The 21,960-nt window shown below is 36.2% G+C and carries 24 protein-coding genes; 5 read left to right on the top strand and 19 right to left on the bottom strand.

Translation table 11 applies throughout. The annotated features are described in order from the left end of the window. The first annotated feature begins 412 nt into the window (after positions 1-412). Entirely contained in the window at positions 413-817 is a 405-nt protein-coding gene (locus MMF97_RS08765; RefSeq protein ID WP_243361589.1) for a hypothetical protein, read from the top strand. A 6-nt stretch (positions 818-823) separates the two neighbouring features. Here the strand turns inward: MMF97_RS08765 and MMF97_RS08760 are convergent, their stop codons facing one another. The 17 genes from MMF97_RS08760 to hemA form a co-directional block, all read right to left on the bottom strand. Next, positions 824-1,816: an ABC transporter ATP-binding protein gene (locus MMF97_RS08760; RefSeq protein ID WP_243361587.1), complete on the bottom strand. Its 993-nt coding sequence runs from the start codon at positions 1,814-1,816 to the stop codon at positions 824-826. Between the two features lie 60 nt (positions 1,817-1,876). Continuing rightward, complete coding sequence (locus MMF97_RS08755; protein ID WP_243361586.1) at positions 1,877-2,650, bottom strand: TIGR03915 family putative DNA repair protein; 774 nt, start codon at positions 2,648-2,650, stop codon at positions 1,877-1,879. Position 2,651: 1 nt separating this feature from the next. Then, the gene (locus tag MMF97_RS08750; RefSeq protein ID WP_243361583.1) at positions 2,652-3,905 is read right to left on the bottom strand and encodes a putative DNA modification/repair radical SAM protein; all 1,254 of its coding nucleotides are present in this window, start codon (positions 3,903-3,905) and stop codon (positions 2,652-2,654) included. A 149-nt stretch (positions 3,906-4,054) separates the two neighbouring features. Continuing rightward, positions 4,055-4,951, bottom strand: a complete 897-nt coding sequence (locus MMF97_RS08745; protein WP_243361581.1) for a gliding motility protein GldB-related protein — start codon at positions 4,949-4,951, stop codon at positions 4,055-4,057. Positions 4,952-4,996: 45 nt separating this feature from the next. After that, positions 4,997-5,797 carry an outer membrane beta-barrel protein gene (locus MMF97_RS08740; RefSeq protein WP_243361578.1) on the bottom strand — a complete coding sequence of 267 codons (801 nt, stop codon included), beginning with the start codon at positions 5,795-5,797 and terminating at the stop codon, positions 4,997-4,999. A gap of 21 nt (positions 5,798-5,818) precedes the next feature. Continuing rightward, positions 5,819-6,535, bottom strand: a complete 717-nt coding sequence (locus tag MMF97_RS08735) for a hypothetical protein (protein ID WP_243361576.1) — start codon at positions 6,533-6,535, stop codon at positions 5,819-5,821. Positions 6,536-6,566: 31 nt separating this feature from the next. Then, positions 6,567-7,136, bottom strand: coding sequence for an RNA polymerase sigma factor (locus MMF97_RS08730; RefSeq protein WP_243361574.1), 570 nt, complete (start codon positions 7,134-7,136; stop codon positions 6,567-6,569). A 176-nt stretch (positions 7,137-7,312) separates the two neighbouring features. Then, positions 7,313-8,452, bottom strand: a complete 1,140-nt coding sequence (locus MMF97_RS08725) for a hypothetical protein (protein ID WP_243361572.1) — start codon at positions 8,450-8,452, stop codon at positions 7,313-7,315. Positions 8,453-8,502: 50 nt separating this feature from the next. Beyond that, positions 8,503-9,051, bottom strand: coding sequence for a protoporphyrinogen oxidase HemJ (hemJ, locus tag MMF97_RS08720; RefSeq protein WP_243361570.1), 549 nt, complete (start codon positions 9,049-9,051; stop codon positions 8,503-8,505). Between the two features lie 136 nt (positions 9,052-9,187). Next, positions 9,188-10,213, bottom strand: a complete 1,026-nt coding sequence (gene hemE / locus MMF97_RS08715; protein ID WP_243361568.1) for a uroporphyrinogen decarboxylase — start codon at positions 10,211-10,213, stop codon at positions 9,188-9,190. 3 nt (positions 10,214-10,216) lie between these two features. Beyond that, the gene (locus tag MMF97_RS08710; protein WP_243361566.1) at positions 10,217-10,708 is read right to left on the bottom strand and encodes a tetratricopeptide repeat protein; all 492 of its coding nucleotides are present in this window, start codon (positions 10,706-10,708) and stop codon (positions 10,217-10,219) included. Between the two features lie 29 nt (positions 10,709-10,737). Then, positions 10,738-11,442 (bottom strand): response regulator transcription factor, encoded by a 705-nt coding sequence (locus MMF97_RS08705; protein ID WP_243361564.1) that lies wholly within the window; start codon positions 11,440-11,442, stop codon positions 10,738-10,740. A gap of 3 nt (positions 11,443-11,445) precedes the next feature. Then, the gene (locus MMF97_RS08700; protein ID WP_243361562.1) at positions 11,446-12,312 is read right to left on the bottom strand and encodes a sensor histidine kinase; all 867 of its coding nucleotides are present in this window, start codon (positions 12,310-12,312) and stop codon (positions 11,446-11,448) included. A gap of 24 nt (positions 12,313-12,336) precedes the next feature. Then, positions 12,337-13,707, bottom strand: a complete 1,371-nt coding sequence (hemL, locus tag MMF97_RS08695) for a glutamate-1-semialdehyde 2,1-aminomutase (protein WP_243361561.1) — start codon at positions 13,705-13,707, stop codon at positions 12,337-12,339. Positions 13,708-13,766: 59 nt separating this feature from the next. Next, entirely contained in the window at positions 13,767-14,735 is a 969-nt protein-coding gene (gene hemB / locus MMF97_RS08690; protein ID WP_243361559.1) for a porphobilinogen synthase, read from the bottom strand. A gap of 148 nt (positions 14,736-14,883) precedes the next feature. Then, positions 14,884-16,464, bottom strand: coding sequence for a hydroxymethylbilane synthase (hemC, locus tag MMF97_RS08685; RefSeq protein WP_243361557.1), 1,581 nt, complete (start codon positions 16,462-16,464; stop codon positions 14,884-14,886). 82 nt (positions 16,465-16,546) lie between these two features. Further along, a complete protein-coding gene (gene hemA, locus MMF97_RS08680) occupies positions 16,547-17,773 on the bottom strand; it encodes a glutamyl-tRNA reductase (RefSeq protein ID WP_243361556.1) in 1,227 nt (408 codons plus the stop codon). 159 nt (positions 17,774-17,932) lie between these two features. Here hemA and MMF97_RS08675 point away from each other — a divergent pair, with 159 nt between their 5' ends. The 4 genes from MMF97_RS08675 (at position 17,933) to MMF97_RS08660 (ending at position 20,000) form a co-directional block, all read left to right on the top strand. Further along, complete coding sequence (locus MMF97_RS08675) at positions 17,933-18,766, top strand: alpha/beta hydrolase family protein (protein WP_243361554.1); 834 nt, start codon at positions 17,933-17,935, stop codon at positions 18,764-18,766. Positions 18,767-18,831: 65 nt separating this feature from the next. Continuing rightward, positions 18,832-19,062 (top strand): hypothetical protein, encoded by a 231-nt coding sequence (locus MMF97_RS08670; RefSeq protein ID WP_243361551.1) that lies wholly within the window; start codon positions 18,832-18,834, stop codon positions 19,060-19,062. Next, positions 19,052-19,387 (top strand): type II toxin-antitoxin system PemK/MazF family toxin, encoded by a 336-nt coding sequence (locus MMF97_RS08665; RefSeq protein ID WP_243361550.1) that lies wholly within the window; start codon positions 19,052-19,054, stop codon positions 19,385-19,387. Before MMF97_RS08670 ends, MMF97_RS08665 begins: the two co-directional genes overlap by 11 nt. 190 nt (positions 19,388-19,577) lie before the next feature. Further along, entirely contained in the window at positions 19,578-20,000 is a 423-nt protein-coding gene (locus MMF97_RS08660) for a secondary thiamine-phosphate synthase enzyme YjbQ (protein WP_243361548.1), read from the top strand. Here MMF97_RS08660 and MMF97_RS08655 read toward each other — a convergent pair whose 3' ends face one another. Then, complete coding sequence (locus MMF97_RS08655) at positions 20,001-20,720, bottom strand: LytR/AlgR family response regulator transcription factor (RefSeq protein WP_243361546.1); 720 nt, start codon at positions 20,718-20,720, stop codon at positions 20,001-20,003. An 8-nt stretch (positions 20,721-20,728) separates the two neighbouring features. Then, on the bottom strand, positions 20,729-21,826 hold the full coding sequence (locus MMF97_RS08650) for a sensor histidine kinase (protein WP_243361544.1): 1,098 nt from the start codon (positions 21,824-21,826) through the stop codon (positions 20,729-20,731). Between the last annotated feature and the right edge of the window lie 134 nt (positions 21,827-21,960).

The following is a 21,960-nucleotide window of genomic DNA, read 5'->3' as shown; positions in this document are numbered from 1 at the left end:
CATACTAAAAATCCAAGTACGTCATGCTGAACTTCCCGATTAAATTCGGGACAAGTGTTTTAGCATCTTAAATCTAATAGAAGCCTTAAGGCATGAATAAAGTCAAAACAAAATTTGCAGTACTTTGTTTAACCATTGCGTATAATTTGGTACAGGCTAATGCGTAACTGTACTAAATTTTGGTAACATTTAAATCGAAAAACATATTTGGTGTACAGACTAAAGTATTCAAAAAGCAAATTTCTTATGAGCTTAAATTAAGCCCTAGAACTTGTTTTCAGGATATTAAAAGAGAAAATCTTATGATTTAAAGCTTATCATGAATATGAAATGATAAATAGGAACTTTTCAGTTGCATTTTTTGGCAATGGTTTTGCATTAACAAGTCTGACACACAAATAAAACTAATCGTATGAGAAAATTAACCTTACTACTCCTTTGCATTGTTACACTGGGTTTAGCATCATGCAAAAAAGAAACTTATGTACGACCAAACAATTTAACGATAGTTAAATACATTGAAACCAATCAATGGGCTTTAAGTTCAGACGGTTTAACGTACTCTGCTACTATTAACGATAGCAGGATAGATCCAAGAACGTTTGAAGATGATGGTATCTTGGTTTACATTTCAAGGGGCGATACCAATATTTATGAACAATTACCTTTTGTATATAATGTAGATGCTTTCAGTTATTCGGTAAAAGCTGGTTCATTAACCATTGATGTTCAAAGCTCAGATAATCAGGATACGCAACCTATTAAACCTAGCAGCAGAACAAGGGTAAAAATTGTACTGATAGAATCGTACCAATAAGATAATTTAAAATTCAAGAAAACGGCCAATGTTTACATAAACATGGTCGTTTTTTTTGTAGATGCCTGTATCAAACTGTACCGAACGGATATGAATATCCTCTTTTTCTAAGATAAGCTCTTCATAAAAACCCTTAAACTGCACATCTTTAACTTTCATCAAAACACCTTCTTCTCTATTAATCTTTACCCATTCAGGATAAAAAGCAATATGAGATGCTTTGGATGCAATGCTCAGTTTATTGGTCTGCTCTATATTTAGAACTATCGCATTCCCTAAGATTTTAGCGGTATAATAATGATTAGGATGCGCATAAACAGTTTTGGGCTCATCATTCTGCAATAATATGCCATCTTTCAAAATAATTAACCTATCTGCCATAGACAGTCCGTCACCAGCATCATGAGAAACCAAAATAATGGTCAATCCTGTTCTTTCTGCCAGATTTTTAATATCTGCTCTTAACTGACTTTTCAGAATAGAATCTACCTGGCTAAAAGGTTCATCCAATAACAAAACTTTTGTATCACTTACCAAAGCTCTTGCTATAGCTACTCGTTGTTGTTCGCCACCACTCAGTTCTACAATTCTTTTATTCTTTAAATGAGCTATATGCAAGTTATCAAGCATGTCCAATGTTTTCTGCTCTTTTAAAGCCACATTGGTATTGGGTAACATTGAAGCAATGTTATCATATACTTTTGCATAAATATTAAGCGAAAAATCCTGTGTTACCATTTTCATTTCAGCATGACCCGGAATTAACTGTTCATCAGGACCTTTTACTCTTTTTCCGTTAAAGAGCACTTCTCCTTCATCTAACTTCAATAAACCATAAATAGACTTTAATAAAGTCGATTTCCCACTTCCGCTTTCGCCTATAATGGCAACAATTTCACCCTCAAACACATCAAAGCTAATGTCTTTGATACCTGAGTGTAATCCGGGTTGGTGTTGTTTGGTTAAGTTCTTAACGTTAAGAATTTGCTTGTTATTCACGTGTGTAAAGTTAACAAAGGTTTCTGAATTATATTTCAAATGACCTTTTTCTTTATCGCTCTACAATTTCTCGTTTAAATATTTCCAATATCTTTTAGGTACATGTTGCATATGCAGTTTGGTATTTTTTCGCTCTTTTATATTTACAGATTTAAAATATAAATTCCACAACTTACCATAAAAAGCTTCTTCTTCATGCCAGCCATTAGCAATACTTTTTTGGTTAACCATAACATCTTCTTCTCCGAATATGACCTCATTCACTTCATGTAGATCATAACTAATTCCATAATTTCTTTTGCCATCATAAATAATCCATTGCTGATCGGCATAGCGTTCTTTAAAATGCTTTACAATTAAGGGCAATACATTAAAATCGGGTTCTACAAGCGCAAAGTAAATACCATCTGATAAACGCTGAAACCTTACAAATGCTTTCATGCGGTGCCTTTCTCTCGAAACAGACTTTACGATTTTCTTGATTTCAATAATCTGCGGATGCGCATAATTTTTATGACCAGCCTGTTGCAAGGAAAAATAATACTGAACCGCTTTTAATATCAGCATTTCAACTCCCTTAATTTCAGAAAGATAGGCTTCATACAACTCTGTTAAACCCTGTGCACCTGTTTTAGCTTTTAGCCCTTTCATTACCCGCTCTGCTTTTTGTTGATTGGTGGTTATCCTTGCATTTTGGGCAAAAAAATCTGATTGCAACTCTGCTCTCTGATGGTTAATGATAGCACTTACCTCATATTTGTATTCATACACTTCAAAAATGAGTGTTAAAAGCCCGTACCATGAACCGTCATATTCCAAAACTTTGCATTCCATGTTAAAACAACTGCATTTGCTGAGAAGTTCCTTTTATGTATTTACTGGTAGATTGCGACAGGATATAATGCTTAATCTTATCGGCCTGCAGATGTACAAACTGTTGTTGATAGCCCTGGCAGGTAATAAAATATTTGGCCTTACTTAAAGAGATACCTATTTTTTCTAAATGTATAACCCGCAGCTTTGAAAATTTACGGGCCGCAACAATCTTCTTGGCAGAAGTAACCCCAATACCCGGAACCCGCAAAAGCATTTCATAACTTGCCCGGTTAATATCTACTGGAAATTGATGCATATTTCTCAGCGCCCAACTTAACTTGGGATCAATATCCAAATCTAATAAAGGATTTGTCGGATTTAGGATTTCACTTGCTTCGAATTTATAAAAACGCAGTAACCAATCGGTTTGATACAGTCTGTTTTCTCTAACCATGGGTACAGCTGTTCCTAAAGCAGGTAAACGTGTATCATTTGAAATAGGCACATAACCTGAGTAATACACCCGTTTTAACTGGTAAGTCTTATAAAAATGTTGTGCAGCGTGTATAATCTGCCAATCGCTCTCTTTTGCAGCCCCAATAATCATCTGGGTACTCTGACCAGCTGGAACGAATTTTGGCGTACTTTTAATAATCTTTTTTTCTTCTCTGGTCTGTATAATGGTATTTCTGATGTAGTCCATCGGTCTTGCCATTTGTTGATGGTCTTTTTCTGGTGCCAGAAGCTTTAAACCCGATGTTGTTGGTATTTCAAGATTAATGCTTAAACGATCGGCGTACAACCCTGCTTCGTAAATCAATTCTTGTGAAGCACCCGGTATGGTTTTTAAATGGATATAACCATTAAAATTATGCTCATTTCTCAGTTTCTTAGCAATGCGTACCAGACGTTCCATGGTATAATCAGGATCTTTAAAAATCCCCGAGCTCAGAAAAAGACCTTCAATATAATTTCTCCGGTAAAAATTAATAGTCAAATCAACCACTTCCTGTACCGTAAATGCCGCACGCTTAATGTCATTAGAACGCCTTGAAACACAATAAGCACAATCATAAATGCAATAATTGGTCAGCAGGATTTTTAACAACGAAACGCAGCGTCCGTCTTCTGTATAAGTATGACAGATCCCTGCTCCGGTATCACCCAATCCTTTATTTTTATTTTTCCTGTCGCTTCCACTCGAACTACAGCTTACATCATATTTAGCTGCATCGGCCAGAATAGCCAGTTTTTCTAAAGCACGCTCGCTCATAAACTATCTAATTTAGCAAAACCAAAGCTAAATTACTAATTTATTTAGCAAAAATTAAAGCGTAGTTAAAATTGTTGTATAAAATAAAAAGCCGCCCAAATACAGGCGGCTTTTTGATTTGTGTGTTATGCTATTTCTTTAGATTAATATCAATTGGTAAAACCACTATTTTCATAAATCTCTCTTGGCGATTTAATGAAGATATCTTTCCACGAATTTGCTCCATGTTTTTGTACGTATGCATCTACAATTTTATAGCCGATATAATAACCAATAGCTCCTGGTAATTTCTCATTTAACTTTGCTCCCCTGTTTCTAAAAAGATTTATGACTTCGCGGTCTGCAGAATATTTATTGGCAAGAAAGAATTTCTTCAAAGCCTCTATATTTTTATCGCATACTTGTAGGCCCTCTTCTGTATAACCCAGGTTCTGAGCTAGTGTAAATTTCTGTTTCCAGTATTTTTGGTTCATCCATACGGCAAAGCCTTCTCCAACTATTGATGATATAGCTGTGGTATCACGATGAGGGTTTACATTGGTCATGATCTGGTGCGTAAGCTCATGTGGAAACATTTTTACAATAGCCTCATTAGAATTATTTTGTGGATGTGCTAAATCTATCAGCATGGCAAAATCACCTAAGCCTCCTAAATCTGTCCATGCTGGTCCGTACACCACATACCATTTACCTTTAGGTTCGTAACCTGTAAGTTTGCGCATTTCTTTGGCCATTTGCTTAAATTGCTTAAGTAATGCTTTGCCATCAACATTTTTATTTTTTTCTTGCCACTCAGGTAATTTAGATAGGGCTTCATTCATCCATTTGGCCACTGCCTCACCATTTCCTAAATAACCCTCCCAAAATGCTTTATAAGGCGTATAAACCGAATCTATGAAGATTTTACTACGGCTTGCCGAGTCCTGGTTTTTATAACGGTTCATAAGCCTTAACTCCATCTGAGACATATCGTATAACTTTAGGTCTTTTTGGGCAAAAGCCTGTAAGCCCACAAGTAAAATAAATGCTAAAAGAACGTTTCTCATTTCTGTTGATGTTAAATTTTAATTGTAAGAGCGTTAAAGAATCAATTAGTTAAGCCCGAAAGTTACACCGAATGACATATTTTTCAAACCTTTTTGCGGAGCACTGTCAAACATATCATTTGCATAATATTTGGCAAATACGCCTAAACCTCCGTAACCTAATCTGATTGCTCCTCCGTATCTGAACGGTGCAAAGTTATAGTTGTCTTTTTGTTTTACTTTACCGCGTTCTTCGCTAATTTGTTTTACTTTACCATTAAGCAGGAAACCTATTTCTGGGCCTACCACTAATCTGAAACGTTTACCATAACGATTTTCCTGTGTTCTAAACTCAAAGTTTAAAGGAACGTGTAAGTAACTGCTAGAGAAACGGTTTTTGCTAAATTCTACAGACTCATCAATGTAAGTTAAGACCGGTTTATCTTTTTGCATGGTAATGTCTTTATTTAAGCGGATGTGTGTCCAGTCAAAACCACCAGCGAGATAAATTTTGAAATTTTTATTAAATCTGTAGCCTAATTGCAATACATCAAAAGATACCGTACTTGTTTTTCCGCCTCTATAGCTTAGAAAGCTGTTTGTTGGCGATAAAGAGAAGCTGCCATTGTCTATTAATCTTGAAAAACCAATATCTAAACGGGTAAAGGTTATTCCGCCTACAAAGCGTGCATCACTGGCTTTTTGATTAGCGCTGTCTTTGTTCTTTTTAATGTTTATGGTTATACCTACGCCGTAATCAATTTCTCCTGCTTTACGTTTTACGCTATCTGTTTGCGCATTAACTTGAAGTGAGCTCAATAAAGTAAGTCCGCCTACTAAAATTGAAGTTAAAAATCCAGGTTTCATAATATGTGTGTGTTTATATTCTTAATTATTTTGTTTGTTCTTTTTTGAGTTTAATTTCACAAAGCCAATGTTTATCCCGATGATAGATGAGTTATCGTCATCGTCTGTGCTAAATCTGATCAGCTTCTTTTCTCTTTTATCTACTTTGTCTATTACATAGTTGACTACATCGCCTACGTTTCTAAATCCTTTTTTACTTTGGGTACTTTCAACTTCTTCTGTTAAATCGGCACTTTGTGTTTTGTGATCTACCTGTGCTATCATTTCCTGATTAACAGGATTGGTATTTCCTACATTTGCTATGGTTACAGTTGTTTCACTTTTAGTAACATCATAAGGCATAACATCTAGAGGTTTAACAGGAAGACGTTCTATGTTTTCTTTTGGTTGCAAGTCTGTTTGAATATTTTTTATCATTTCATCAGACTGTTGTTTATTTGATGCTAAATGAAAGTTTGTTTTAGCAACAGGCTCTCTATAATCTGTTTTAACAGCTGTTTCCGGCATTTGTAGATCTTCCTTAACAATTGTATTTGCATCTTCTGTTTTAGCTAAAACCTGTGCTTTGCCATGTAAACGTATAGTTCTCTTTTCCTGTGTAAGAATGAGACCGGTAACGGCAATCAGCACGCAGGCTGCTGCTACCCAATAGATTGGGAATACACGTTTACGCTTAGGTTCTAACTCCTGCTTAATGTTGTTCCATAAATCTGCAGAAGGTTCTATTTCTGCATCCATAAATTTGTCTCTAAACAAATTATCAAAGTCTTTATCCGGCATGTGTTGCATAACCAAAGCCCTCCAATTTTAAAATTTCTTGTTGTAATATTGCTCTTGCTCTTGATAGTTGTGATTTGCTAGCACCTTCGGTAATACCCAAAGTTTCTGCTATTTCTTTGTGCGAATACCCTTCTATGGCATACATGTTAAATACCATGCGATAGCCATCTGCAAGTTTTTGTATCACTTTTAGCAGATCCTGCATACCCAAACGGCTAAAATCGAACCCTGCAGAGGGTTGCTCATAAGCCTCATCAATTGCCACTACATTTAATGAACGTACATTTTTACGGTAACTCTCTATTGCCGTATTTACCATAATCCTTCGCATCCATCCTTCAAATGACCCTTCTCCTCTGTATGCTTGTATTTTCTGGAATATTTTAACGTACCCCATCTGCAGAACATCCTCTGCCTCCATTCTGTCTTTGGCATAACGCATACAGATAGCCAGCATTTTAGAAGCAGTCTGCCTGTACAGCTGCTCCTGCATTTGCCTGCTGCCTATCTTACAGCCCTCCAGTAATTCTTCTAAAGTATAGGTTTTCGCCACTTTCATTTGTTTGTGTTATAGAGTAGATGGCATTTTAAAGTGAAAGGTTGCATCAGATTCGTATTTTTTTTAAAAATATTTTCGCCTTACTTTTTCATAAGTCTTTAGCCTTATTTCAGACCATTAAAAAAGGCAAAAACTATTCTCACTTTCAAGCACTTAACCCTATAAATCGTTTAAAATTAGTTTTTAATTTTAAGTAGTCTAAAATCTTGCTTGTAGGTTAAAAATAAAGAATGATTAAATTGTAGATTATTGGCTTTCTCATCCAGATCAAAATGAGGCTCAACCCTAACATCTAAATAAAGGTGTGGCAAAAGCTCATGCTGATATGCATAACGTATAGCCACTATGTTGCGTTGATTACGCGTATAACCGTATTCGTAAAGGTTTTCAGAAACCGATTGATACAATGGCATACCCTTAATGCTAATAAAGTTATTTCCTTTCCAATAAGTTGCCATTAAGGTTCCCCAACGTGTACGTGTACCCAGGTTAAGCCATAAGCCAAAACCTCCTTGATAAGCCCGGCGTTTTTCAGACGAAAAATCTTTATATACTGCTAAATAATTGTGCATGAAGATTTGTTTAACGTTATATCCCAGGTCTTTTTCTATTTTAAAACCGGCAGCTCCGTTAAACAATGTACTAATAGGAATGTCTTTTAAGATATCTATTTGTCCGCCTTGATGGTAAGCTAAAAATTGTACAGGAACACTCAATTTCCAGCCTTTATCTTCAAGAAGTGTAGTTTGTGTAATTAAACCTCCTGCAATTTCTTCTTTTGCAGCTTCTCCTTTATAGATCATTTTTTGCCACGACACCCAGGTATCAAGTTTAAATTTTGGCTTTTCTACCAATAGCTGAGTACCATATTCAACAGGTGTGGTAATCTTACGTTCAAAATCGTAGATAGGTTCTATATAATCATGCGCAATATTTCCTTCTAAATTACCAAAAATAAGGCTGAGGTCTTTTTTATGATAAGTAATATTAAATAAAGGCTTGGCATCTTCAAGTCCTCTTTCGTTACCAAAATCTTTACGCAGATATGCACCCGCAGTAATGGCTAAATTAGCATTGGCATAATAGGTAATCTGAGGTTGTAGTTGTACGCCAAATAGCGTGTAACCATCATGAAAATTATTACTGTATTCATAATTTCTGACGTAGTTAAAATTATAGAAATTAAAATGGAGTTCTTTAGATAAACTATCTGCAGGTCGGGTTCTATTGTACAAATAACTGTTATCAAATTGGGCTTTTACATTAAAGCCAGTAAACAGCGTTACCAGTAACAGCAGAAATAATTTATTGATCATATAGGTGATAATGTTTGGATATTTTTGTTAAAAATAAAAAAACATGTTCACTATAAATTATTTTTCTCCCGGTAGTTCTTATAAAGTTTAACCGCTAACATAATTACAGCCGAAAAAATAATTAAGCCGATTAAACCGTACAGCCAGTCTATGGCACTTTTTAAAATCACTGTAAATACAATGGCCACAAGTAAAACGGTAGCCACTTCATTCCATAAACGTAATTGCGTAGAACTTCTTTTAAAAATGCCGTTGCGCAACTGTTTCATTATACGCTGACAGGTAAAATGATAAATTAACAGAAGTGCTACAAAAGCCAGTTTTACATGCATCCAAGGTTGGTACAACCATCCGGGTACAATATAGATCATGGTTAAACCTGCTGTAACAGCTAAAATCATGGCTGGTGTAGCTATGATACTCCACAACCTTGCAGTAATTTTACTGTACTCTTTTAGCAGAATACTACGTTCAGGTTCATCTTTCTGATTGGCTTCTGTATGGTAAATAAACAAACGTACACCATAAAAAAGCCCCGCCATCCAGCTTACCACAAAAATAATGTGTACAGCCAATATGTATCTGTAGTATGCTTCCATTTAATTTATTTGTTACGCTAAAACGGATTTTGCATGCAAAATATGAAAAAGGTCTAAAAATTTGTCCTATTCTTTTATCTCAAATCCCAAAACAGGTTCAGAATAACGAATAAGACAATTTTTAGACCCCTTATAATTAATACTTAAATTCTTTTATTACGTCAACCGCATATTTCACATGGTCAAAAGGAATATCAGGCATAATGCCATGTCCTAAGTTGAAGATAAATCCTTTTTCGCCTCGCATGCGCTCAAACAATTTATGTATCTGTGCTTTTATTACAGGTTTATCTGCATATAAAATATGTGGATCTAAATTACCTTGTACAGCAATTCCTTCTGGTAAAGCTTTTTTAATATTCAAAAGATCAGCATTCCAATCAACAGAAATTACATCTGGTTTGGCCTGAGCCATAATTGGTGCAAAAACAGAACTTCCTTTACAGAAAGAAATTACAGGGATATTTTTTCTGTTTAGGCCTGCTATGATCTGTGCATTGTACTGATGCGAGAACTCCTGATAATCATTCCATGATAAGGCTAAAGCCCAGCTATCAAATAACTGTAAAGCATTTACACCTGCATCAATCTGCATATTCAGGTAATCAACCGTTACTTTAGCTATTTTGCTTAATAACTGATGTGCAAGCTCAGGATGATTATGGATAAGTAATTTGGTTAATTTAAAGTCTTTAGAAGATCCTCCTTCTACCAGATAGCTCATTACGGTAAACGGAGCGCCGGCAAAACCAATTAAAGGAATACGCCCATTTAAACGTTGTTGTATTACTTTAATGGCATCGGCCACGTATTGCAGTTTATCTAAAACATCGGTAGCCAAAGCATCAATATCTTTTTGCGTACGTACCGGATTGGCAAATTTAGGCCCTACACCTTGTGTAAAGCTCAAGTCGCCACCCATAGCTTCTCCAGTTACTAAAATATCAGAGAATAAGATCGCTGCATCAATTCCCAACAAATCTACCGGCAGCATGGTAACATCTGCCGCTACTTCGGGAATTTTGCACATCTCCAAGAAAGAGTATTTGTTTTTAATTTCCCAATACTCAGGCATAAAACGGCCTGCTTGTCTCATCATCCACACGGGTGGTCGTTCTGTAGCTTTAGAAAATGCTGCGTCTAAAAATAAGTTATTCTCCATGTTTTAATTTGCCAATTTAGCGGCTTCCTTCTCTATTACGTTTATAATGTCTGTTGCCCGGCTGGTAGTTGCCAGTTCTTTTGCTTTTTCAATATAGGCTAAGGCTCTGGTTCCGTCTTTTTTACGTAAAGCCAAATTAGCCAAATGGATCAGTACATAGGCTTTATCATTTTTACCTCCTAGCGGAAAACGACTGGCTATCTGAAAATGTCTTTCTGCAGATTCAAAATCGTCTCTCTTCAAGGCAATATTGGCCCGCATAAATTCATAAAAGCCTCTGCGGGTTTTGGTAAGCCTATCGGGATTGTCAACCTCGTCTAAATATTTCTCTGCTCTTTCATAATCAGAATTTTTGAAATATTTAGAAGCAATCAATACCGAGCTGTGCTTAAAATGGCTCCAGATGATGAAACCTAAAAACACACCCACTATAGATGCTAGCTGATATTGTTGCCTGTAAACGAAAAATATGCAGACAATTGCAAAAAGCGCCATAAAACAATAGCGCCCGATTTTATTGTACATTAGTTAGCCTCTGTAAATTTATATCCAACACCTCTTATTGAATGAAAATAGATTGGATTCTTTTGATCCGGCTCAAAATATTTACGGAAAGTAAGTATAAAGTTATCTATAGTTCTGGTTGATGGATAAACATCATAATTCCAAACTGTTTCCAAAATCTGCTCACGCGAAACCGCTTCGTTTTTACGCTCGATAAGCAGTTTTAACAACATGGTTTCTTTCTTGGTTAAAGGAACTACGGTACCATCATCTTGTTTAAGCTCAAATGAGTTAAAATAAATGGTTTTATCACCAATTTTATAAGAGTTCAGTTCTTTCAGGTCATCTGATTTTAAACTGCGTTTAACCAAAATACCTACACGAAGAATAAGTTCTTCAAGGTTAAATGGTTTTACCAGATAGTCATCAGCGCCTTTTTTAAGACCCATTACACGGTCTTCGCTTGTATTTTTTGCTGTTAAAAATAAGATGGGTACTTCTGTATTTTCAAGACGTATGGTTTCACAAACCTGGAAACCGTCCATTTCAGGCAGCATTACATCTAATATTACCAGATTAAAGCGTTCTTCTTTAAATATTTTCAGTGCAGTTTTACCGTCTTTTACAGCATGCACTTTATAACCTTCAAGTTCGAGGTTTAATTTAATGGCATCCAACAAATGATCTTCGTCTTCTACCAACAATATTCTTAGCTTTTGTGACATATTTTAATTAAATGTTACTTCAAAAATCGCCCCGTGAGGCACATTATCTTTAACGCTTATGTCAGCGTCGTGGTTTTGTAATACTTCTTTAACAATAAACAAGCCAAGACCTGTTCCTTTAGATTTACGTACATTTTCATCACCCACACGGTAAAATTTATCAAAAATATGCAACTTCTCGCTATCAGGAACGCCCATTCCTTTATCTGCAACACTCAAAAACGGTTTACCGTCATTTTGACATAATTCTACTGTAATTTCGGCACAAGGCCCTGAGTATTTAATGGCATTTTCTACCAGATTGGTTACTACAGAGGAAAGTGCAAATTTATCGCCTATAACTTTTATTTCATGTTCTATCTTGGTTTTGATCAACTGCTCACTTCCACAGGCATGTACCTGTAAACGATCAATAATTTTGGTAACCAAATCAGAAAAATCAAATTCTTCTTTAGGGAAAGAATAGGTACGGCTTTCTATCTTGGTAGCCAAAAGCATATTCTCAACCAGATCATCTAAACGCTCAACATCTTTCAGAGAATTCCTGATCAGGGAAATCTGCATCTCGCGATCGAGTTCTCTTTTTGCGATGGTTTGCAATGAAAGTTTAATAGCAGCTAAAGGAGATTTTAGTTCATGCGTAACTGAGAGCAGGAAATTCTGCTGGTTTTCATGCAGTTTTTCTTCTTTGGTAATAGAAGAGTGAATAAAATAGGCTCCAATACCCAATAAGAAAAGGAATACGGCCCCCTCACCCATAATCATAGGTAGCCTGCTGGCATCTATTTTTACCACAAGCATACCCCAGCTAATAAGCTGGCCTAATGCATAAAACAATAAAACATAGAATATGATAATGGATTTCTTCATCCTTTTAACTTTTAGGGCTTTATATTATTTTGCAAATACTACATCCAAAGCTTCAAAAATAGCTCTCTTTGCTTTCTCAAGTTCTATTTTGCTGTGCGCAGCCGATACAAATCCTACTTCGTAACCAGAAGGCCCTAAATAAACCCCTCTGTTTAACAGCTCTCTGTGCAATACCTTAAATTTCTCCATGCTTGCAGGATCAATATCTTCCGCAGTTTGAATTTTATCTTTATCTATAAAGGCAAACCAAAAAACAGAACCTACAGTAAATACTTTAAATTTATAGTTTCTTGCCGAAGCAAAACGCTGTATGCTTTCTACAAATTCCTGAGCTTTTGCATTCAGGTCTTTATAAAACCCAGATTTAGAGAGTTCTGTTAAAGTAGCAATACCTGCGGCCATAGCTACCGGATTACCCGATAAAGTACCTGCCTGATATACGCCGCCATCTGGTGAGATATGCCCCATAATTTCTGCTGAAGCGCCATACATACCTACGGGCAAACCTCCACCTATGATTTTACCATAAGTTACAATATCTGGCGTAATGCCGTAATAAGCGGCTGCCCCTTCAAAACCTACCCTAAAACCTGTAATTACTTCATCAAAAATGAGTAGTGTTCCGTTGGTAGAGCAAATTTCTCTCAGGAACTCGATGTACTCTTTATCCTGGATCAACAAACCGTTATTTGCCGGAATGCCTTCTATAATTACCGCAGCAATCTGATCTTTAAATTGTTCAAAAACCTGAGTTAGTGCAGTTTTATCATTTAAGCCAATTACAATGGTTTCTTCTGCAAATGCTTTAGGCACACCTGCCGATGAAGTTTCGCCAAAAGTAACCAGACCAGAACCCGCTTTTACCAAAAGTGAATCGCTGTGACCATGATAGCATCCTTCAAATTTTACGATTTTATCTCTACCGGTGTAGCCTCTTGCCAAACGTATGGCCGACATTACGGCCTCTGTGCCCGAACTGGTAAAACGGATTTTTTCTACAAAGCGGTTATTTTTAATGATCAGCTCTGCCAATTCATTTTCTAATGCCGTAGGTGCGCCAAAGCTCATTCCATTTTGCATAACCTCCGCAACTTTTTCGCGGATTTTTGCATGGTTATGTCCTAAAATAAGTGGGCCCCAGCTTGCACAGAAATCAATAAACTGGTTATCATCAGCATCCCAGATAAAACAGCCATCTCCTTTTTGGATGAACAAAGGCGTACCATATACTGATTTGAAAGCTCTTACCGGAGAGTTTACTCCTCCCGGGAAATATTTTTTAGATTTTTCATAAAGGGCAGCAGATTTTTCTCTGCTGATATCAGGTTTGGTATGTGTGTTTACCGGAATTTCGTCTTCGTTACCTGTAAATATCTTTTTTAACTGCTCTAACATTTCCTGTGTGTTAATAATAATCTTCTGCTTCTGATTAGGTTATAGAACCTGCAATTCTTTTATATCCAGTTATTCTCTACCATATCTCTGATATGGTAAGTGGTGATTACGCTTGCTCCTGCTCTGGCAAAAGCATGCAGGGTTTCCATCACTACTTTCTGCTCATCTATCCAGCCTTTTTGTGCTGCTGCTTTGATCATAGAATACTCTCCTGATACATTATAGCAGGCGATAGGCAGATCTGAGTTTTGTTTTAATTTAGCTATAATATCCAAATAAGCCAAAGCTGGTTTTACCATCAGCACATCTGCTCCTTCGCTTTCATCTAACAAAGCTTCTCTTACAGCTTCTGCCGGATTTCTGAAATCCATTTGATAAGCTTTCCTGTCGCCTTTGTTCGGTGCACAATCTGCCGCTTCTCTAAACGGACCGTAATAAGCCGATGCAAATTTGGTAGCATGGCTCATGATAGCCACATTTTCAAAATGATTGCTATCTAATTTCTCTCTTATAGCTAAGATACGTCCGTCCATCATATCAGAAGGTGCTAACATATCTGCTCCTGCCTCTGCATGATTTAAAGCCATCTTAGCAATCAGATCAACTGTAACATCATTCTGAACGTAATCATCTTTTAAGATACCGCAATGCCCGTGATTGGTATAAGAACAAACACAAACATCTGTTACGATATACAGGTCATCGCCAAAGTTTTTCTTTAACTCTCTTATCGCTACCGGAACCAACGAATGCGGATCATAAGCTGAATGTGCATCTTCGCTTTTTTCATCGCCCACACCAAACAGCATGATCTTGTTTACGCCTAATTTCAATCCCTTTTCTACATCTTTAATTAAAGTATCTGTAGAAAAATGGCTGATGCCCGGCATAGCATCAATCTGGTGTATTACATCTTTACCCGGCACTACAAAGTATGGGTAAATAAACATATCTTTTGATAGCCTGGTTTCTGCTACCATCTCTCTCACTATACTGTTTTTTCTTAACCTGCGTGGCCTATATAACATATCTTAATTCAAAAGTTAAAAATCAAATTAAAATACAGTTCTTTCTAAAGCACTGTATTTTAATCGCAAACAAAAATGCAAAGACAGCGGCATTGTTTTTTTATGCCTCTGTCATTTATAAAGAGTTTACTTTGGGTTAACAATCGTATTATTTTATTTCAATACCAAAAACAGCTTCTGCCAATCCAATTTCATCAGGAGAATACGGCAATTCATAGCTTACACCCATTTCGTCGAACTTTTTACCTGTAGAATTCCCAATGGCAATCACCTTTTGCCCAGGAATTAGAAGGTTTTCAGCAAAATAAGCGTTTACATTGCTCGGACTGGTAAACACCAATATTTCGGCTTCGGTTTCTTCTACTTCATCCAAAAGAACCGTTTCGTAAATAGGTAGATCTATTATTTTTGTGCTTTCAGTAAGATAAGTCTGCATGGTTAACAGCGAATCTTGTGCTCTTGGAAATACAACAGTTTGTCCATCCACCACTTTTGCCAGTTCTTCTGCTACTTCTAAAATATCGCCACCTTCGCCTACAAAATCTGCCAGATGGCCAACTTTGCGCAATGAATCTTCAGAACCACGACCAACAACAGCATATTTTACTTTTTTAGGCAGTACCAGATTTAACTGAAAGAAATACTCTACACTGTTACGACTGCTAAACACAATCCAATCGGCATTTTTCAAAAAGAAATCATCCAGCACGTGCACAATAGGTGTGGTGCGTATCAATGAGCGATCGTCTATTTCGATATGATGCTTAGTCAAAGCTCTTCTGAAATAACTGTTCTCTCCTACTTCTCTTGATATGAAAACTTTAGTTGGTTTTTTACGTTCAGGAGCAAATTTAGCTACAATTTTTTCTGCCAGTCCTTCGGTATCTGCTTCACGCAAGAACAAACGATCCGGAAAATCTTCATCATCATTTGCTTTTGATGTCCACACCTCAAACTGTCCGTCTTCTTGTTTGCAATAACAACCCAAAGGCATATGACAGCCGCCTTCAAAAAGGTTAAGCACTTTGCGCTCTACCTCTATTTCTTGGGCTGTAGCTTTATTGTGTATTTTTTGCAACTCATTAAAGAGTTCGGTATCATTTTCTCTGATCTGGATAGCCAAAGCGCCTTGTGCAGGTGCAGGTACAACCTCAGTGGTATCGATTACTTCTACATGAAATTCGCTCAAATCTAAATTTAAACGGTTTACGCCTGCTTTTGCCAACACAATGGCATCGTAATTCTCATCACGTAGTTTTTGTATACGTGTAGGCACATTACCTCTCAGATCATCTATATTCAAATCAGGTCTGAGCGATAGTAACTGGGCTTTTCGGCGGTTTGATGAGGTACCCACCATAGCGCCTTTTTTTAAAGAAAGCTTTTGCTTAATATCTACACAATCTTTAAGAATGAGCAATAGCTCTGAAGGGTCTTCACGCTCAGGAACAGCGGCTATAATCAATCCCGGAGGATTTATAGTAGGCAGATCTTTATGTGAATGCACTGCCATATCTATACTTCCATTTAGCAGTTCTTCTTCAAGTTCTTTGGTAAAAAAACCTTTACCTTCTAATTTATCTAATCTTAAATTCAGGATCTTATCGCCCTGCGTTTTAATAATCTTTAACTCTGCCTCTATGCCAATCTCCGCTAATCTGTCTTTAGTGTAGTTTGCTTGCCAAAGGGCTAAATCACTACCTCGCGTACCGATGATTACTTTTTTCACTTCTATGTATAAGGTTTCAGGCAAATTTAGTAAAAATTAGCCTGCGGTTTGTATGAGAAAATCTAGTATTTTAAAGCTTGTACTAGCTGTTCTTAGCCAAGATCTCTTTAGCCATTACCATTGGAACGCTGATATATTTTTTCTCCATATAATCTATAACGCGTTCAAGCACTGCCTTTGAACTTTCATCTAAGGTATTGATCTCGTTTGCAAAAACACCCTGTAAAGCCGTTTGTTTGATCTCCTTGATTTTTTTAGGCACCTCGCTCATGGCGATTTCTATACGGCGCTGACGTAAAACAGATTCGAATTCCTGGATATTTGTTTCAATGATACGTTCGGCATGCACCAGTTCATCGTAACGCTCCTGTATATTTTTACGAGCTACTTCTTTTAGCGATTCCACTTCGATGTAGTGAATTGGGAACTGCTCTCTTACGGCTAAATCTGTATCATTAGGAACGGCTAAATCTACAATTACTTTTTTGCCTGTATCGCCGTTTAAAAGCTTAAGATAGATTTCTTCTGTAATTACAGGTTCTGTAGAGCCTGTACAAGTAATGATTACATCAAAACCTTTATTATATTGAGCAATTTCTGAAAGCGCATAAGCTTCGCCATTTAATTCTTTAGCTAAGGCTTGTGCTTTTTCTATGGTACGGTTAAATACCACAAAGTTTGAGTAGGTATGTTTTTTAAGATATTGCGCAATGTTGTTATTGGTTTCTCCGGCACCAATAATCAGTAAACGCGAGTTACCACAAACATTAAGTTCTTTCAGCTTTCTGTAAGCTAAAGATACTACCGAAACCGGGTTGCGCGAAATATTGGTATGGGTATAGACTTCTTTGGCAGTTTTTACCACTCTGTCCATGATCATACGCATATAATCGCCAGTAAAACCACTGTCTTTACATGCCTGATAAGCTTTGCGCACTTGTGCCAAAATCTCTTTCTCGCCTACTACAAGGCTTTCTAAAGAACATGACATTCTTAACAGGTGATTAAAAGCTTCTCCTTTTTCATAAACAGAAACATTGTCAACAAACTTTTCGAGATACTCTTCTGGTAAGCCCATATTAAGCACCTGTAAAAAACGTCTAGTAAAATTGTTGTCTATGGTTTGCGCAGAAGTAAAAATAAACTCCACACGGTTACAAGTTCCTACATAAAAGATCTCTTTAACCTGAAGTTCCGACTGGATATTTCTTAACCTATCATCTAATGTTTCTTCACAGATAACCAGTTTACCTAACGATTTCAGGTCTATCTGTTGATGAGTAAAAGCAATGATCTTTAAATATTCCAAAATGGTTACCCTATTATTTCAGCGAACAAAAGTAACAAGGGAAACACGCTTATCTGTCATTATGCTGTAATTTAGGCTAATTTAGAAAGGTTTTAAATTAACATTAACTTAGCATCACTTACCTTTAAAGTTTGTTATACTGTTAAAAACCGCTTTGATATGAGTTTGCACCAGGAACAGTTTTCTATCATCGGCGCTTCGGAAAAGCCAATTTACGGCGATTTAACCTACAATCCTAAGAACTCAAATATGCCTTTAGTCATTTTTATACATGGGTTTAAAGGTTTTAAAGATTGGGGGGCGCATAATTTAGTAGCCAAACATTTCGTACAGAATGGCTATCGATATCTAAAATTTAATTTATCACACAGTGGAGTTGATCAGGAAAACCCGAACGATGTAAGCGACCTTGAAGCTTTTGCTTCAAATACTTTCAGCAAGGAAATGACAGATGTTGACATCATTATTAAACATGCCGTAAATTATTTGGGAGTTGATAAAGTTTTTTTAATTGGTCATAGCAGAGGCGGTGGTCTGAGCATATTACAGGCCGCTAATAACCCTTATGTTGGTGGTTTGATTACCTGGAGTTCTATAGCTGATTTTAGCAGTTTATGGAAAAAAGAACAGGAAAAGAAATGGCACAGAACAGGAAAAATTGAAGTAATAAATGCCCGGACTAAAGAGAAAATGCCGCTTAACGTAACTCTTTTAGAAGATTTTGAAGAAAACCAGGATAAGCTGAATATTTTAGCTGCTGCAAAACAGTTAAACATTCCCTGGTTAATTATTCAGGGCGATAACGATGTGAACGTGCCTTTTGAAACCGCCGAAAAGTTGGCTAATGCCAATCCTGCCAGCAGATTGCTAAAAATCAAAGACGCCAATCATGTATTTGGCGCATTTCATCCTTATATAGGCGACAGCTTACCTGCTCACTTGTTTGAAGTTTGTGAAAAAAGTTTAACCTTTTTAAATAGTATTGAAAAGTAATTTTGCGAAATATTGAAAGTATATACTAAAAATATATACCTTTGTAATAGTTCAAGAGGTTAAATATGAAAACACTTTCATTAAAATTAGATGATGATATTTTTAACGAAACCGAAGAGGTAACGGGTATGTTAAAAATTGCCCGTAATCGTTACATTAACGAAGCTTTAAAAGTTTTTAACGAATATCAAAAGAGGAAACTATTGAAACATAAGTTGCTACAAGAATCAAAAGTTGCTTATGGCAATTCATTAGATATATTGGAAGAATTTGAACGGATCTTAGATGCAGATTAGGCAGTTTGACATTTGGTTAGCTAATCTTAATCCTGCCAAAGGTACAGAACCCGGCAAAACACGCCCTGTTGTGGTGGTGCAAACCAATCTGTTAAATGGTGTACATCCATCTAGTATTATTTGCCCTATCACAACAAATGTACTACCTGATCTTGAAATCTTGCGTGTACACCTTAAGGCTAATCAGCTAGATAAAGAAAGTGATGTTTTAATTGACCAAGTACGTGCCATTGATAACCGCCGATTAATTACCAAACTTGGTGAACTGAACAGAGAGCAGATTAAACTGGTAAAACAGAATTTAAAAATTGTATTGGATCTGTAACAGAAGCATTTTTTAACGACTTGGATTAGCATTATCATACCAAGATAGTTTCTTAAACAACCTTGCTTTTTTAAAATAACTACTTCATTTTCAAAAAGATTAAAACCTATTCAATTAAAATTATTTTCTTTTTAAAATCCAAGAGATCTAATATGGTGTTTAATCCATATCAATATTATTAAATTTACTTATGCATTTTTTCCAGAAACGACTTAACTTAAAAGAGCGTTCGCGTGGCTTTCATCTCATTACTGATGAAATTTTGCAGATCATACCCGAAATTGTTGAATTAAACACAGGTATGTTACAGGTTTTTATACAACATACTTCTGCTTCTTTAACCATTAATGAAAATGCTGACCCTACCGTAAGAATAGATTTTGAAACCTGGTTTAATAAAGCTGTACCTGAAGGTGATCCCGATTACATACACAATTACGAAGGTGATGATGATATGCCTGCCCATCTTAAGTCTTCACTTACAGGGGCCTCTGTTCTTATTCCGGTTACCAACGGACAACTTAACTTAGGCACCTGGCAGGGCATTTATTTATGTGAACACCGCAACCATGGTGGCAGCAGAAGAGTAATCATAACAGCTTGGGGTATTTGATCAATTCTCTTGCAAACATCTCATAGCCTGCTGCTTATAATTACGTCCAATTGGCAATTGTTTTCCCATAATCTCTACTGCATATGAATAATAGGCATCTACTTTATCTATAGAAATAATAAAGGATTTATGTATTCTGCAAAACTGTTCTTCGGGAAGCAGGTCTTCCAAAACACTGATCTTTTGTTTGCTTAACAATACCTTATCTTCTAAAATTACTTTAACGTAGTCTTTAACGCTTTCTATCCAGTAAATATCTTTTACATTAACTTTTACGGTTTTGCGGTCTACTTTAAGGAACAGGAATTTATTCACATCAGGCATTCCTACAGTTTCTTTAGCTAACATCACCTGTTGCCTAGCGCCCATGCTGGCCAAAACCTTATCCATAGCTTTTAAAAAGCGATTAAGTGCAATGGGTTTTAAAAGATAATCTACGGCATCAAGCTCAAAACCTTCTATAGCATAATCACTATAAGCAGTGGTAAAGATTACCTTTGGCGGATTTTTAAGACTTTTTAAAAGCTCAACACCTGTAACGCCTGGCATTTTCACATCTAAAAACATCAGGTCTATAGTATTCTGCTGCAAAACATGAAATGCGTTGATACCGTCTCTGCATTTGGCAACAAGGCTTATTTCTTGAAAATTTTCAAGGTATTTTTCGATCACCTCAATGGCGTGAGGTTCATCATCAACAATTATGGTTCGTATTTTCATCAGTGCAATTAAACAGAAACTCTTTTATCAAGATCAATGGTCAAGATTACAGCAAACAGTTCTTCTTCATCTATAATTTTAAGCTGGTGTGCATTAGGATAAATAAGTTGAAGTCTTTTATGCACATTCTGTAAACCTATATGTCCCACGCCCAGGTTGTCTTTTTTAGTTACATGGGTAACCTTGCCATTCATGATTTTAAATTTAAGTAAATTGTCATTTACAGACAGCTCCATATTAATCCATGCCTGCCCTACTTTTTCATTTGCTCCATATTTAAATGCATTTTCAACCAAAGGCAGCATTAACAGAGGAGCAATTTCATAATGATCCAAATCTCCTTCTTTGGTAAAATTGAATTCGAGCCGATCTTCATATCTCATTTTTTCAATGAGGATATAGCTATCTAATATTTCAATATCCTTCTTTAGTTTTACATGTTCGGCATTACACTCATAAAGCATATATCTTAGAATATCAGACAATCCCAATACTATTTCTGGCGATTTTGGCGAATTACTGAGCGTATGAGCATAAAGGTTATTTAGAGTATTGAATAAGAAATGCGGATGGATTTGTGCTTTCAGTAAATTTAACTCAGCTTGTAAAGCGGCCTGCTGGCGTTTATACCATAAGTTAAAAAATTTTAAAGCAATGGCAAACCATACAATAAGGTTAACAGATTTAAACGCATTGATGTAATATAAAACATTGGTAAATCGCTCTAACTTTGTTCCACGTACTTTCTCCCAGTTGTAAATCTTGTTGTCAATCAAATATTTATTCAAACTGGGTTCTACAACAAAAATATCCAACAACCTGCTAACCAATGGCATTGCCGCCACAAATAGAAGCAGGATTAAAAAAAATTGCAGATACTTTTTAGTAAATAAATAGCGGGGAATAATAAAATAGGCTATTGTATAAAAATACAGCATGTGAACCGGCAATAAAATAAGGTTATGTTTTAATGCCATGGAAACGGTCTGCTTTTGGTAACCGAATAAGATGGAGGTAAATATCCAAACCGATATCCAAAAAATGATATGCTGAATTATACGTTTTTTTGGATCTGAAGTATTAAGGTAATTGTACCATGCATGCATATTCAAATATAATTAGCAACTGCTCATATCGAAGATTTTAATAGACAAACAACAGGTTTTGGCGAACAAACAGCAAGCATATCAAAATCAATTTCTTCTATTTTAAACACAAAGCCACTCATAGCCTTTTAAGT

It is taken from the genome of Pedobacter montanisoli (assembly GCF_022809115.1).
In the GTDB taxonomy this organism is placed as follows: domain Bacteria; phylum Bacteroidota; class Bacteroidia; order Sphingobacteriales; family Sphingobacteriaceae; genus Pedobacter; species Pedobacter montanisoli.
Note: the sequence above shows the minus strand (reverse complement) of the source record. Positions and strands in the feature narration are given on the sequence as shown.

Coding starts and splice junctions, on each gene's coding strand:
- MMF97_RS08765 (WP_243361589.1), top strand. CDS start 413: ATGAGAAAATTAACCTTACTACTCCTTTGCATTGTTACACTGGGTTTA.
- MMF97_RS08755 (WP_243361586.1), bottom strand. CDS start 2,650: ATGGAATGCAAAGTTTTGGAATATGACGGTTCATGGTACGGGCTTTTA.
- MMF97_RS08750 (WP_243361583.1), bottom strand. CDS start 3,905: ATGAGCGAGCGTGCTTTAGAAAAACTGGCTATTCTGGCCGATGCAGCT.
- MMF97_RS08745 (WP_243361581.1), bottom strand. CDS start 4,951: ATGAGAAACGTTCTTTTAGCATTTATTTTACTTGTGGGCTTACAGGCT.
- MMF97_RS08740 (WP_243361578.1), bottom strand. CDS start 5,797: ATGAAACCTGGATTTTTAACTTCAATTTTAGTAGGCGGACTTACTTTA.
- MMF97_RS08735 (WP_243361576.1), bottom strand. CDS start 6,535: ATGGATGCAGAAATAGAACCTTCTGCAGATTTATGGAACAACATTAAG.
- MMF97_RS08730 (WP_243361574.1), bottom strand. CDS start 7,136: ATGAAAGTGGCGAAAACCTATACTTTAGAAGAATTACTGGAGGGCTGT.
- MMF97_RS08725 (WP_243361572.1), bottom strand. CDS start 8,452: ATGATCAATAAATTATTTCTGCTGTTACTGGTAACGCTGTTTACTGGC.
- hemJ (WP_243361570.1), bottom strand. CDS start 9,051: ATGGAAGCATACTACAGATACATATTGGCTGTACACATTATTTTTGTG.
- hemE (WP_243361568.1), bottom strand. CDS start 10,213: ATGGAGAATAACTTATTTTTAGACGCAGCATTTTCTAAAGCTACAGAA.
- MMF97_RS08710 (WP_243361566.1), bottom strand. CDS start 10,708: ATGGCGCTTTTTGCAATTGTCTGCATATTTTTCGTTTACAGGCAACAA.
- MMF97_RS08705 (WP_243361564.1), bottom strand. CDS start 11,442: ATGTCACAAAAGCTAAGAATATTGTTGGTAGAAGACGAAGATCATTTG.
- MMF97_RS08700 (WP_243361562.1), bottom strand. CDS start 12,312: ATGAAGAAATCCATTATCATATTCTATGTTTTATTGTTTTATGCATTA.
- hemL (WP_243361561.1), bottom strand. CDS start 13,707: ATGTTAGAGCAGTTAAAAAAGATATTTACAGGTAACGAAGACGAAATT.
- hemB (WP_243361559.1), bottom strand. CDS start 14,735: ATGTTATATAGGCCACGCAGGTTAAGAAAAAACAGTATAGTGAGAGAG.
- MMF97_RS08675 (WP_243361554.1), top strand. CDS start 17,933: ATGAGTTTGCACCAGGAACAGTTTTCTATCATCGGCGCTTCGGAAAAG.
- MMF97_RS08670 (WP_243361551.1), top strand. CDS start 18,832: ATGAAAACACTTTCATTAAAATTAGATGATGATATTTTTAACGAAACC.
- MMF97_RS08665 (WP_243361550.1), top strand. CDS start 19,052: ATGCAGATTAGGCAGTTTGACATTTGGTTAGCTAATCTTAATCCTGCC.
- MMF97_RS08660 (WP_243361548.1), top strand. CDS start 19,578: ATGCATTTTTTCCAGAAACGACTTAACTTAAAAGAGCGTTCGCGTGGC.
- MMF97_RS08655 (WP_243361546.1), bottom strand. CDS start 20,720: ATGAAAATACGAACCATAATTGTTGATGATGAACCTCACGCCATTGAG.
- MMF97_RS08650 (WP_243361544.1), bottom strand. CDS start 21,826: ATGCATGCATGGTACAATTACCTTAATACTTCAGATCCAAAAAAACGT.